This is a genomic window from Rhodococcus sp. P4_F3_2 (assembly GCF_056401335.1).
This window is the reverse complement of the sequence record NZ_JBFUJN010000006.1, coordinates 78,215-90,151: the sequence shown is the minus strand read 5'-3', so window position 1 is coordinate 90,151 and position 11,937 is coordinate 78,215. Positions and strand designations below refer to the sequence as shown.

The 11,937-nt window shown below is 62.3% G+C and carries 14 protein-coding genes; 7 read left to right on the top strand and 7 right to left on the bottom strand.

What is annotated here, in order from left to right; all coding sequences use genetic code 11:
• Positions 1-2: 2 nt before the first annotated feature.
• Entirely contained in the window at positions 3-797 is a 795-nt protein-coding gene (locus tag AC1DWA_RS08825; RefSeq protein WP_069146353.1) for an FAD:protein FMN transferase, read from the bottom strand.
• Positions 794-1,039 (bottom strand): hypothetical protein, encoded by a 246-nt coding sequence (locus tag AC1DWA_RS08820; RefSeq protein WP_153211881.1) that lies wholly within the window; start codon positions 1,037-1,039, stop codon positions 794-796. Before AC1DWA_RS08820 ends, AC1DWA_RS08825 begins: the two co-directional genes overlap by 4 nt.
• Positions 1,040-1,244: 205 nt before the next feature.
• Here AC1DWA_RS08820 and AC1DWA_RS08815 point away from each other — a divergent pair, with 205 nt between their 5' ends.
• Positions 1,245-2,372 carry a C40 family peptidase gene (locus AC1DWA_RS08815; protein WP_477916600.1) on the top strand — a complete coding sequence of 376 codons (1,128 nt, stop codon included), beginning with the start codon at positions 1,245-1,247 and terminating at the stop codon, positions 2,370-2,372.
• Here the strand turns inward: AC1DWA_RS08815 and greA are convergent.
• Positions 2,338-2,832: a transcription elongation factor GreA gene (gene greA / locus AC1DWA_RS08810; protein WP_007726385.1), complete on the bottom strand. Its 495-nt coding sequence runs from the start codon at positions 2,830-2,832 to the stop codon at positions 2,338-2,340. The two genes, AC1DWA_RS08815 and greA, sit on opposite strands and share 35 nt — an antisense overlap.
• 227 nt (positions 2,833-3,059) lie before the next feature.
• Positions 3,060-3,485, bottom strand: a complete 426-nt coding sequence (locus AC1DWA_RS08805; RefSeq protein WP_021345049.1) for a DUF4307 domain-containing protein — start codon at positions 3,483-3,485, stop codon at positions 3,060-3,062.
• Positions 3,486-3,788: 303 nt separating this feature from the next.
• Between AC1DWA_RS08805 and mca the strand changes: the two genes are divergently transcribed.
• Genes mca through AC1DWA_RS08790 form a run of 3 tightly spaced genes read left to right on the top strand, consistent with a single transcriptional unit; the run spans position 3,789 to position 7,025 of the window.
• The gene (mca, locus tag AC1DWA_RS08800) at positions 3,789-4,667 is read left to right on the top strand and encodes a mycothiol conjugate amidase Mca (RefSeq protein WP_020908526.1); all 879 of its coding nucleotides are present in this window, start codon (positions 3,789-3,791) and stop codon (positions 4,665-4,667) included.
• Positions 4,664-4,978 carry a hypothetical protein gene (locus tag AC1DWA_RS08795; protein ID WP_007726381.1) on the top strand — a complete coding sequence of 105 codons (315 nt, stop codon included), beginning with the start codon at positions 4,664-4,666 and terminating at the stop codon, positions 4,976-4,978. The genes mca and AC1DWA_RS08795 overlap by 4 nt, the downstream gene beginning before the upstream one ends.
• A gap of 19 nt (positions 4,979-4,997) precedes the next feature.
• The gene (locus AC1DWA_RS08790) at positions 4,998-7,025 is read left to right on the top strand and encodes a thioredoxin domain-containing protein (protein WP_477846215.1); all 2,028 of its coding nucleotides are present in this window, start codon (positions 4,998-5,000) and stop codon (positions 7,023-7,025) included.
• Here the strand turns inward: AC1DWA_RS08790 and trhA are convergent.
• Positions 6,992-7,660, bottom strand: coding sequence for a PAQR family membrane homeostasis protein TrhA (gene trhA, locus AC1DWA_RS08785; RefSeq protein WP_020970260.1), 669 nt, complete (start codon positions 7,658-7,660; stop codon positions 6,992-6,994). The two genes, AC1DWA_RS08790 and trhA, sit on opposite strands and share 34 nt — an antisense overlap.
• A 172-nt stretch (positions 7,661-7,832) precedes the next feature.
• Here trhA and AC1DWA_RS08780 point away from each other — a divergent pair, with 172 nt between their 5' ends.
• A complete protein-coding gene (locus AC1DWA_RS08780; protein ID WP_428689257.1) occupies positions 7,833-8,600 on the top strand; it encodes an isoprenyl transferase in 768 nt (255 codons plus the stop codon).
• Positions 8,601-9,031: 431 nt separating this feature from the next.
• On the opposite strand, the gene AC1DWA_RS08775 is transcribed toward AC1DWA_RS08780, so the two are convergent.
• Complete coding sequence (locus tag AC1DWA_RS08775; RefSeq protein WP_428689256.1) at positions 9,032-9,478, bottom strand: DUF4190 domain-containing protein; 447 nt, start codon at positions 9,476-9,478, stop codon at positions 9,032-9,034.
• Positions 9,479-9,874: 396 nt separating this feature from the next.
• Between AC1DWA_RS08775 and AC1DWA_RS08770 the strand changes: the two genes are divergently transcribed.
• Both AC1DWA_RS08770 and AC1DWA_RS08765 read left to right on the top strand, forming a co-directional pair.
• The gene (locus AC1DWA_RS08770; RefSeq protein WP_477846214.1) at positions 9,875-10,510 is read left to right on the top strand and encodes a YbjQ family protein; all 636 of its coding nucleotides are present in this window, start codon (positions 9,875-9,877) and stop codon (positions 10,508-10,510) included.
• Positions 10,485-10,715, top strand: a complete 231-nt coding sequence (locus AC1DWA_RS08765) for a hypothetical protein (protein ID WP_477846249.1) — start codon at positions 10,485-10,487, stop codon at positions 10,713-10,715. Before AC1DWA_RS08770 ends, AC1DWA_RS08765 begins: the two co-directional genes overlap by 26 nt.
• 134 nt (positions 10,716-10,849) lie before the next feature.
• Here the strand turns inward: AC1DWA_RS08765 and coaA are convergent, their stop codons facing one another.
• Positions 10,850-11,782 (bottom strand): type I pantothenate kinase, encoded by a 933-nt coding sequence (coaA, locus tag AC1DWA_RS08760; protein ID WP_003945270.1) that lies wholly within the window; start codon positions 11,780-11,782, stop codon positions 10,850-10,852.
• Positions 11,783-11,937: the final 155 nt, after the last annotated feature.

The window sequence follows — 11,937 nt, the reverse complement described above, 5'->3', positions numbered from 1 at the left end:
ACTTACTCGTCGGGCCATCCGCCCAGAACCGTTACGCGGTACTCCTGGTCGACCAGCCTGGCGGGTACGTCGAGTTGATGTAGCCAGTCGATGGCCGAACCGCCCATGCCGACCGCAACCCGACTGAATGCGGCGGCCTGGGCGCAGGAAGATGCAATCACCGACACCGTGCGCCACATCGGCGTCGCCGTCGATTCGCGGTGCAGTGGTTTGACGGTGCTGGCCGTGGCGATCCCGCAGTCGGAAGGAAGCGCTACCTGGCACGTCGGGTCGCCGGGCAGGTCTTGAACCTGAATCTGCCAGCTGTCTTCCGGCGCCGGGCCGGCAACCGCGATGTCCCCGCCGAGGCCGACCAGTACTCCGCACCCGAGAAGCGTGGCGGTCGATGCCGCGCAGTGGTCCGCTGAACTGGCGCGGGCCGTCGCGGACAGATCGAGAACGACGTCGTCCGGGCTGTACACGCGGTTGTTCTCGACGCGGATCTTCCACCAGGAGTGAGGGTCTGCCGACCCGGCCGTCGGCGTGAGTTTGCCGTCGGTCAGTCGTGCGACGGCCAACGCGTCTTCGAGGAAGTGCGCGAACATCGGAGTCACGGCGACGCCGTCGACGTTGCTCGCGGCGCTGACATAGGTACGAATCTCGGAGTCGGCACGATCTCGATTGGTGGCAGCGTCGGCAGCGGTGAGGTATCCGCGAACCAGGCTGGCCGCGGAGGGAAGGACATCAGGGTCGGTGACGACAACCCGGGCCTGCACACCCCACGTGAGCCACTCGGAGGCCGAGCGCGGAGTGCTCACGAACCGTTGGAGACGGCGTCCGGGGTTCCGAATCCGGCGACCACGACGGGCCGCTTCGCTACGGGATTCTTGGTGTGAGAAGCCGAGGTGTCCGGCGCGAGTGCCGTGGCAGTGGGAGAAGAAACGAGTGAAAGTCCGCCGCTTGCGAGCGCTCCCGCCACAGCCGTGGCTGCGAGGGCGAGGCGAACGGGTCGATACACCGTAGTGCGTCCCCGGGCGGGTCGTGGCCGATCGTCGCTCATGCACTCAGCTTGCACGCCGAACCTGAGAAAAGCCTTGGTGTCTGTAGTCATTTGCGTAACGCCCACCGAGATAAATGAGACATTGGTTACAGGAGTCGCGAGACTGAGCCGTGTCGAATGCATGTTCGAAAGGGTAGATGTTCGCACCGACAAGTTTCGGGTACGACCACGTACGTAGATTTTCAGAGGTTTATCGGAGGTTCGGATGGCAGTCGGTGTCCTGGCGATCGCTGTGTCGATCGGCACCGCACTGGGCGTGATGAGTGGAACTCTCGGAGCGCCCGCACAAGTCGAGAAGAACGAGTCTTCGAATGCTGCAGTCTCACTTGCAGCCTGGAACGGACCGGCACGAACTCAGGACACACCTGAGGGAATCGTGCCTTCCGTACCCTCCAACTTTCCGGGAGCGACATTGGCGCCCGTTGGAGCGGTGGCGGTGTTCGCGCCGTGGATCAAGAAGGCCGGTGCTCTGTGCTCGGAGATCACGCCCGCGGTGATCGCTTCGCTGTACTCGGTCGAGAACGGATTCAAGTACGGACCCGATACCGACATCTCACCGGAAGGTGGGCGCGGGCCTGGCCGCTTCACCACCGCAGCGTGGACGGCATACGGCAAGGACGGTGACGGCGACGGAAAGATGGACATCCTGGGCGTTGCCGATCCGGTGATGACAACCGGATACCGGTTGTGCGATCTCGTGAAGCAAGCGCAGTCCTGGCAGAAGTCCGGTGAGGTCGAGGGCGATAACGTCGACCTCGCGCTCGCTGCCTACGACGTCGGGCCGGACGCAGTTCGCGAAGCGGGCGGCGTCCCCGCCGACAAGGCGGGCGAGGTTCCCGCGGAGCAGGCGGTCGCCGCTCCGTTTGTCGCACAGATCAAATCGTTGCAGGACTCGTTCGCTCTGATGCTCGCACCCTTCGACTACAACAACCTCGCCGCTGCCGTTGGCGGCGTCGTCGAGGCCGGTCTGAAGTTCCTCGGATTGCCGTACGTGTGGGGCGGCGGAAACATCAACGGGCCCTCGATGGGCGGGTTCGACTGCTCGGGTCTGACGTCGTACGCGATCCACGCGGCCACCGGAGTGACTCTGCCCCGGACCTCGGAGACGCAGTGGGGCGTCGGCGTCGAGGTCCCGCTGGATCAGGCGCAGCCCGGTGACCTGTTGTTCGGCAACTGGCAGGCAGGCGGTCCCGGCCATGTGGCGATCTATGTCGGGAACGGACAGATGCTTCACGCACCCACATTCGGTCCACCCGACGGAGTCGGGTGGCGCTTCTTTTCAGAGCTGGTACAGCCGATCAGCTGTGGTAAGGCTCCGCGCTCAGCAGCGTGACCTTCATGGTGCTGCCGTTGGGCAGGTTGTACTCGCGCGTGTCGCCGACCTTGGCTTCGAGCAGCGCGCCGCCCAGCGGTGAGTTCGGGGAGTAGACCTCGAGCTTGGCGTCACGTGCGCCTTCTTCGCGGGTAGCGATGAGGAACGTCTCGGTGTCACTCTCGTCGCCGTCGTAGTAGACCTTGACTACGGATCCGGGCAGTGCAACACCGGACTGAGTGGGGGCCTCGCCGACCTTTGCGCTGTTCAGCAGCTCCTGGAGCTGGCGAATGCGGGCTTCCTGCTGACCCTGCTCTTCGCGGGCAGCGTGGTAGCCGCCGTTCTCTTTCAGGTCACCCTCTTCGCGACGCTCGTTGATCTCGGCGGCGATGACCGGGCGATTGGCGATGAGCTGGTCGAGTTCGTTCTTGAGCCTGTCATGTGATTCCTGGGTAAGCCAGGTCACCTGGGTCTCGGTCATCTCGATCACTCCCTAGTAGTCGGAGCCGGGGGCTCCCTCGACGATCGCTGCAACAGCAGCGAACAACGACTCGGAAGCACCACCAGGGATGCAACCTTGCCGTCAAACCTTGCGTCAATGCAGCAATACACGGTTCCACCCGGAACCGTGTATCGGGCAATTCTATCACGCATGACTACCCGCCCTGTCCGGCGCCAAACGTCCGGCAGGGTGGATGCGTTCCGAGGTCAGCTCTTGGTCAGGTACTCCGGAACGTCGAAGCTACAGCCGTAGACGTCGGCCATGCCTGGCGGCTGGGAGGTCTTGACCTCGGTGTTGAACTCGAGGGTCTGATGCTCGGAGGACGGGACGTAGACCTCACGTCGTCCGGTTTCGGATCCGTCCTTCGAGCGAGCGCGCACGATGCACATCGCGTCACGTGACGAGTCGTCGCGCGTGACGGTGAAGCGAATCTTCACCGTGGAGTCGTTGGCGATGTCGAACGAGATGGTCTCGGTCTCGATTTCCTTGACCGCAAATTTTCCGTACGCGTAGTACGCGATTCCGCCGCCTACGACGATGACGAGTGCGGTCAGAGCCCACACCATCCACTTGCGGGGACTGCTCGTGCGAGTTGTGCTCGGGTACCGATCTTGGGGAAGCGGTTTGCTCATCACTCTGCTCTCGAAGACTCGAGTTCACGTGTCGTGCAGCAACTGACTGTGTCCCGCCGAATTACCGAAGGGGTCACGGCTGCGCCAGGAACTCTCGGGTGGAACTATAGAGGACGTGTCCCGTCGCGCCGTCGGTAGGTTTGTCGGCAGTCGGTACGTTTGACGGCAACCACCCGGAGTAATCCGAGCGGTGCACAGCGTGTGACTCGAAGACTGCCGGTGACGGCTACAGGTGAACTGCCGGTGACGGCTACAAGTGAACTGCCGGCAACGGCTACAGGTGAAGTTGAGGTGAACGAACACGTGAGCGGATTCCGGCTCATGGCCGTCCATGCCCATCCCGACGACGAGTCGAGCAAGGGTGCGGCCACCACCGCCCGTTATGCAGCCGAAGGCCACGAAGTGATGGTCCTGACGCTCACCGGGGGTGAGCGTGGCGACATTCTCAACCCGGCCATGGACGTTCCCGGTGTCCGCGATCGAATCAGCGAAGTTCGCCAGGAGGAGATGGCCGAGGCCGCTCGCATCTTGGGCGTGAAGCAGCGCTGGCTCGGTTTCGTCGATTCCGGGCTCCCCGAGGGTGATCCTCTTCCGCCGCTGCCCGAAGGGTGCTTCGCCCTCGTTCCGCTCGAAGAGTCGACGCGCGCTCTGGTCAAGGTGATTCGCGAGTTCCGTCCCCACGTCGTCACGACGTACGACGAGAACGGCGGATACCCGCACCCGGACCACATCCGGTGCCACGAGGTGTCGATGGCTGCCTACGAGGCCGCCGCCGATCCCGAGTACTTCCCCGAGGACGGTCAGCCGTGGGAAATCAAGAAGGTCTACTACTCGCACGGATTCATTCGTAAGCGCCTCGAACTCTTCCAGGAGGAGTACGAGCGTCGCGGTGAGCCGTTCCCGATGGCGGACTGGCTCAAGAAGTGGAAGACCGAGCGCGGCGACATGATGGTCCGAGTGACCACTCAGGTCACGTGCGGCGACTACTTTCCCCAGCGTGACGACGCTCTGCGTGCGCACGCGACGCAGATCGATCCCAACGGTTCGTTCTTCGCTGTGCCGCTCGATATTCAGCAGAAGATCTGGCCCACCGAGGAATTCGAGCTCGCCAAGACGCGGGTCACCACGTCCATTCCGGAAACCGACCTGTTCGCAGGTCTCGAAGAGGACGCTCAGAAGTGAATGCTCTGTCCGCCGAGGTAGTTCTCGGCACCACACAATTTCTTGCTCAGACCCCGAGCAACCCATCCGGCCCGGAGTTCGGAAAGTCGTCTCCGGTCGGCCTGCTGGTGATTCTTGCGCTGCTCATCGGTGTGATCCTCTTGGTTCGGTCGATGAATCGCCAGCTCAAGAAGCTGCCGGAAACGTTCGAACCGGATCATCCTGAACTCGATCAGCAGGCAGACGAAGGCACCGACCGGGGAGCGATCACAGCTCCGAGCCCGGCGGAACCGAACGTCTCTACCGAGAAGAAGCCGAAGCAAGAATCCTGAGACGAATGAGGTAGCGACGATGGACCCACGGCTGCGGAACAACCTGGGTGGGTCCTCGAGCCCCTACCTGCGTCAGCACGCCGACAATCCGGTCCACTGGCAACAGTGGGGCGAAGAGGCGATGGAGTGGGCGCGCGAGCGCAACGTGCCGATCCTTCTCTCGATCGGATACTCGGCGTGCCACTGGTGCCACGTCATGGCGCACGAGTCGTTCGAGAACGACGAGATCGCGGCCGTCATGAACGCGAACTTCGTCTGTGTGAAGGTGGACCGCGAAGAACGTCCCGACATCGACGCCGTCTACATGAATGCGACGGTCGCGATGACCGGTCAGGGCGGCTGGCCCATGACCTGTTTTCTGACTCCCGACGGTTCACCGTTCTACTGCGGCACGTATTACCCGCCGACGCCTCGCGGCGGAATGCCGTCGTTCACACAGCTTCTCGAAGCGATAGCCGACACCTTCACGAATCGGCGCGACGAGGTCGACAACGCGGCGCTGTCGATCGTCACGGAACTTCAGCGCGCGTCTGGCGGAATTCCGTACGGCGGAGCGCCTATCGACGCCGAGCTGCTGAACGCGGCGGGTCGAACGATCCTCGGTGACGAGGACATCCCGCGCGGGGGATTCGGTGGGGCACCGAAGTTTCCACCGTCGGCACTACTGGAGGGGCTGCTCCGACAGTTCGAGCGAACGGGTGCGGGCGAGATCCTCGGCGGCATCGAGCGCACCGCCGAAGCAATGGCACGCGGCGGTATCTACGACCAGTTGGGCGGGGGGTTCTCGCGCTACTCGGTCGATGCCGAGTGGGTGGTTCCGCACTTCGAGAAGATGCTCTACGACAATGCGTTGCTCCTGCGGTTCTACGCGCACTTGGCGCGGCGAACCGGCTCGGACCTGGCCACCCGCGTCGCCAGTGAGACCGCAGGGTTTTTGCTCTCCGATCTGCTGACCGAGAACGGTTGCTTCGCTTCGGCTCTCGATGCCGACACCGACGGCGTCGAAGGCCTCACGTACGTATGGACGCCGACGCAGCTGGTCGAGGTACTCGGGGCGGAGGACGGGCAGTGGGCGGCGGACTTGTTCCGGGTCACCGATACCGGAACCTTCGAAGAGGGTGCGTCGGTATTGCAATTGCTCCGTGACCCCGACGACTGGTCGCGCTGGCAGACGGTCTCCGACGCTCTACGCGCCGCCCGGGCTCAGCGTCCACAGCCTGGCCGCGACGACAAAGTGGTGACGGCCTGGAACGGGTTGACCGTCACGGCTTTGACGGAAGCGGGACTTGCCCTGGATCGACCCGACTGGATCGCGGCGGCGGCCGAGTGCGCTGGCGCTCTTCTCGACCTTCACCTGGTAGACGGCCATTTGCGTCGCGCTTCCCTCGGCGGGGCTGTCGGCACCCCGACGGCAGTGCTCGAGGATTACGCAATGTTGGCCACCGGCCTCCTGGCTCTCTACCAGGCAACGGGATTCGCGCGGTGGCTCGACGCGGCGCAGCAGTTGCTCGACGTCACGCTCGACCACTTCGCCGATCCGGCCGAGCCGGGAAGCTGGTTCGACACGGCCGATTTCGCGGAGTCCCTCGTCACACGGCCCCGAGACCCGTTGGACGGCGCGACGCCGTCCGGTGCGTCGAGCGTCGCCGAGGCTCTGTTGACCGCGGCGGCGTTGACCGATGCCGATCGATCCTCTCGTTACGCCCAGGCCGCGGCGGACGCGCTGGCGAGGGCCACGCTGCCGCTCGAGCGTGCGCCTCGGTCGGCGGGACACTGGCTCACAGTGGCGGAAGCGTCGTTGCGTGGTCCGATACAGGTGGCCGTCGTCGGGGAAGGTTCGCTGTTGGCCGATGCCCGGCGGCTTGCCCCGGGTGGTGCAGTGGTTGTCGGCGGAGCGCCGGATTCTTCACCGCTGCTTGCAGATCGCCCCCTTGTCGACGACGGTGAAGCTGCCTACATCTGTCGGGGATTCGTGTGTGATCGGCCGGTGACGACGGTGGTGGAACTGGCGAATCAGTTGAACACGACGAGCCATACCGCGATGTAGTGGCAGATCGCTGCGATGACAGTGGCAGCGTGGAAGAACTCGTGATGCCCGAACGTCGTCGGCCACGGGTTGGGCCATTTTGTCGCGTACAGAATTGCGCCGACGCTGTAGAAGATTCCGCCGACGAGCAGCAGCACCATCGGCGCCACACCGACCTGGTGTGTCAGTTCACCGACCACGGGAACGATCGCCCAGCCGAGGAGAAGGTAGAGCGGTACCCCTACCCATTTCGGCGCGGTGGGCCAGAGCATCTTGAGGGCAACGCCGGCCAGTGCACCTGCCCACACGATCGCAAGAATGATCTTGCCGGTGTGGGTGGGAAGGCCGAGCATGGCGAACGGTGTGTAGCTGCCGGCGATGAAGAGAAAGATCATCGAATGGTCAGCACGCTTCATCCACGTACGGCCCTTGACGGTCTGCCACTGGATGCGGTGATACGTCGCGCTGATGCCGAAGAGGCCGCAGATCGTGATGCTGTAGATCGCGGTTGCCCAAGCCGCCTTGGCGCCCACCTGAGCGCCGGCTACGGAGACGAGAACGATGCCCGCGACGACGGAGACACCGAGCGCCCACAGATGGATCCAACCGCGCATGCGTGGTTTGACCGGAAGCTCGTCGAGCCCGAATGCCGTCATGTGCAACCCCTCTCGTTCCGTGCTGTTGCGAACTACGTAACCTACGGTACCGTAGGTTACGCACCAGTAGCATAACCTACCTGCGGGTTTTCGACGCGTACAAAAAGCGTGACGGCGCTCGCATGTGGCTGTCACTGCCGGGCGTAGTCTTTGACACCATGGTGATGTCACGGTGAATCTGCGCGGACTGCTGTACAGCATCTACGAGCGACGGCTCCTCAGTCATCTCGACGGTCTCGCGCACCCACGGCACGTAGCCGTGATGTGTGACGGAAACCGGCGATGGGCTCGCGAGAACGGCTTCACCGATGTCAGTCACGGGCACCGCATGGGCGCGCTCAAAATTGCCGAATTGCTCGAGTGGTGCGACGCCGCCGGAATCGAGATGGCAACCATCTACCTGCTCTCGACCGAGAACCTGCGCCGCGAGCCGGAAGAACTCGACACGCTCCTCGAGATCATCACCGACGTCGTCGAAGAGATCTCCGGGCCCGGCAAGAACTGGAGTGTGCAGATCGTCGGTGCTCTCGATCTTCTGCCCCCCGAGCAGTCCAGGCGCTTGCGGGAAGCGGCGGCGGGGACCAGTGGCCGAACCGGGACACATGTCAACGTCGCGATCGGATACGGCGGGCGTCAGGAGATCGCCGACGCCGTCCAGTCGCTCCTGCGCGACAAGATCGGTGCGGGTCTGAGCGGAGACGAACTGATCCAGGCCGTCACGGTCGACGGCATCGACGGTCATCTGTACACGTCGGGACAGCCCGATCCGGATCTGGTGATCCGCACCTCCGGCGAGCAGCGGCTCTCCGGATTCCTGTTGTGGCAGAGCGCTTATTCGGAAATCTGGTTCACCGAGGCGTACTGGCCCGAGTTCCGTCGAGTCGACTTTCTTCGAGCCTTGCGTGACTACGCGGCGCGGCACCGCCGGTTCGGCGTCTAGTGAACCTACTTTTGTAATCTATTGCACAGCAGTGCAATTCGTTGGCGTTTGGATTCTCTGGGTTCCGAAAATCGCTGTGCTCTAACGGGTCGTCATGTCATGACTCGTGCGTGTAAGGCTGGTGGTGTAGCTACATCACGGTGACTGCTGGAGTATCTGGAGTCGGTGTCTTCGGTCGTGGCCAACCGCCGTTTCCACAGGTCATTTACGCTTTGTGCTTTGAATAGCGCAGCTACCCGCAGGATCGTAACCGGCTTCGTCAGTTTCTCTGGAACCCCGATGCTTTGGTGGAACTGCGTACGTAGTCCGCGAGATTGCACTACCGGGGAACGGCGGGATTGGTCGGTCGGTTCTTGGGTGACGGCCCTGATGTGAATGTAGTGCCGTTTCTGCTGGGCAGTCCTGCTCGATGGCAGGTTGCGATCCAGCCCTCAGGTATTAGCGATGACCGCTGCGACAATTACGGCCACCACCATCACGGCGAGCGACAAGTAGCCAAGGATCAAACCGGCCAAGGCCATCCCGCCGCGCTGCTCGCCGGTGGCTTTGATCTGGGCTCGGGACACGTGCCCGACTGGAATCGCAAGTGGAGCAACCACTATTCCTAGTACAAGAGCAACGACTGCTATTGAATTGGTGCGCGGACTGTACGGGTGACCACCTGCGACGCGATCGGCGGATACGAATTGGCCGTCCGGCGTGTAGCCGGCAACCTGGTAAACCGGTTGCCCGGTGTCTGTGAAGCCGATCGGTACTGGAGCTTCTGGCTGCTTCTTCTTGCGGCTCGCACTGTGGCAATAGCGACGATCACTATCAGAATCAAGAGGGAGAAGAATAGTAGTAGGGTCACGGTCCGTGACCGTACCGATGCTATTCATCAACCGTTAGTCGTCTAGTCGGATGACACGTGGTTGTTGTCGGCGCTTCTATCGGCGCGGAGCACGTCGCGCCCAGTTGGCGTCTAGTGATCCGAAATCTGTTGTGGTGCATCAGTTGGCGATTCGGGCTTCGGCTTCCGTGGTGGACTCATGGCGATCCTCCTCGCTATCTGAGCAAGGATGGCCGGGTCTTGGACATGAACGTGAATAGGTACGCCACTAGTGTCGGTCGATCGGCGCACGTGAGCCGCGAGATCAAACTCGGGAGTCGGTGTCGGCTTGATCCGGTGTTTCTCTTTGTCGGTCATCAAAAACAGACTAGTCGGACTGATGCGTATAAACTCCGCCGGTGACTACGAACCACGAAGTCGCAAGATACCTACTGTAGGGGCCAGAATGAAGACCAAAGACATCGCCAAGAACAACGGATTAGAGCCAACTGCTTTCGACAGGTGGCTGAAGCAGTCGCGTCATCCAAGTAAGTCTGGACTAACAGGTCTCAGCGTCGATGACAGTCTGAATACGGACGAACTGGTCCGCGAGTTCAACCAGCACCTAGCGGAGGAACGCGAGCGCAACGCTCAGGAGCAGGGGCGACTCGCTCAGGAGCAGGAGATTGTCAACCAGGCCGCAGCCGTGAAACAGCAGGCTCTGGCGAGCATGCTCATCACATCCGGCTTCAATTTCGAAGGCTACAAGATCACAAAGTACTCGGACTACATCTCAGGCGACTCTGCCGTGTCGATGGATCGTCCATCGCACGGCTGGCTTGGGGGTGTGAACAAAGATGTTGGAGGAGACTTGTTGGCCTCCCTAGCGCGAATAAGGCGTGACGCGCTGGCAGAACTGAAAGAAGAGGCATACTCGCTGGGATGCAACGCCGTCATCGGCCTTGATTTCGACTACCTGACGATGGACCCTGAGACTGCCACCAGTGGGGGTGGAACACTGTACCTCCCCTTCTTGTTCGCCGTGACCGCGAATGGGAATGCAGTCGTCATTGAAAGTGACGAGCGCACTGCTCTGGGATAACAGGTCTGCTGTACGAACCGGCGACGGCGAGCAATGGCGTAGCTCGTGTGTGATCGTCCTCGTCGTCGCTTCTCCTCAGCGCGAGGAAGAGGACCGCCAGGTCGCGAAGGGGCTGCGTGTCACTGTTGGCCTTCGCAAGAATCTGATCGGCGGTTTGGGCCAGACGAACGTCGGGCATGACCAGCGGTACAGCCCCGTAAATTGATCGCTTTGTCGCGGCTGATGTGCCAATGACACGTATTGCCCATTCACTGTTTCCCGGGTCTTTGACGTTTCGTCAAGAACGTTGTTTTGGTTTTGGCAGGTTCGGTGCATAGGGCAGCACCGGCGTTTCGGCGCCTAGAGCTTGCGCAGTCGGAGCCGGTTGATCGTGTGATCGGCGTCCTTGCGCAGTACCAGGGTTGCGCGGGGGCGGGTGGGGAGAATGTTCTCCACCAGGTTCGGGTGATTGATCGAGTTCCAGATCTCCTTCGCCGCGATGGTCGCGTCACGGTCGGAGAGGCCGGAGTAGTGGTGAAAGTGAGCGTTCGGATCGGCGAACGACGTGTTGCGTAGCGCGAGGAACCGCTGGATGTACCAGGCTTCGATGTCCTCGATGCGGGCGTCGACGTAGATCGAGAAGTCGAACAGATCGGAAACCATCAGACGCGGGCCGGTCTGCAGGACGTTGAGGCCCTCGATGATGAGGATGTCAGGCTGGCGGATCAGGTGGTACTGGCCCGGGATGATGTCGTACGACGTATGCGAATAGACCGGCGCCGCTACCTCTTCCGCCCCGGACTTGACTTCGGTGACGAAGCGCAACAGCTTGCGGCGATCGTAACTTTCGGGAAAACCCTTGCGGTGCATGATGCCCCGACGCTGGAGTTCCCTGGTCGGATAGAGGAATCCGTCCGTGGTGACGAGGTCGACGCGTGGATGGTGGTCCCAGCGGGCCAGGAGAGCTTGCAGCACACGAGCAGTCGTGGATTTTCCGACCGCGACCGAACCGGCGACACCGATGACGAAGGGCACCTGACGATCGGGATGCTTCTCACCGAGGAACGTCGCGGTGGCCGCGAACAGCCGTTGGCGTGCCGCCACCTGCAGGTGGATCAGACGTGCGAGGGGGAGATAAACCTCGGCAACTTCTTCGAGATCGATCTGCTCGCCGAGACCACGCAGGCCGTACAACTCGTCCTCGGTCAACACCAGCGGCGTCGACTTACGCAGTGTCCGCCACTGCTTGCGRTCGAACTCGACGTAGGGACTCGATTCGTTGGTGCGCGCCATCAGCCCAGCTCACCGGCATGTAGTGAACCCGGGGCCCGGCGGACGAAACAGCTATGCGAGCAAGCCAGGCGCGTGTGCGCACGATCCGAGTGCATAGTCGGATTGTGCTCGGTGCCACGTCCGGGACTTTCGCCGGGTGGCATTCCGGAGCGAGC

Bases quoted from the DNA above. Each gene is read 5' to 3' on its own strand.
- AC1DWA_RS08820 (WP_153211881.1), bottom strand. From the start codon at position 1,039: ATGAGCGACGATCGGCCACGACCCGCCCGGGGACGCACTACGGTGTAT.
- AC1DWA_RS08815 (WP_477916600.1), top strand. From the start codon at position 1,245: ATGGCAGTCGGTGTCCTGGCGATCGCTGTGTCGATCGGCACCGCACTG.
- greA (WP_007726385.1), bottom strand. From the start codon at position 2,832: ATGACCGAGACCCAGGTGACCTGGCTTACCCAGGAATCACATGACAGG.
- AC1DWA_RS08805 (WP_021345049.1), bottom strand. From the start codon at position 3,485: ATGAGCAAACCGCTTCCCCAAGATCGGTACCCGAGCACAACTCGCACG.
- AC1DWA_RS08790 (WP_477846215.1), top strand. From the start codon at position 4,998: ATGGACCCACGGCTGCGGAACAACCTGGGTGGGTCCTCGAGCCCCTAC.
- trhA (WP_020970260.1), bottom strand. From the start codon at position 7,660: ATGACGGCATTCGGGCTCGACGAGCTTCCGGTCAAACCACGCATGCGC.
- AC1DWA_RS08775 (WP_428689256.1), bottom strand. From the start codon at position 9,478: ATGAATAGCATCGGTACGGTCACGGACCGTGACCCTACTACTATTCTT.
- AC1DWA_RS08770 (WP_477846214.1), top strand. From the start codon at position 9,875: ATGAAGACCAAAGACATCGCCAAGAACAACGGATTAGAGCCAACTGCT.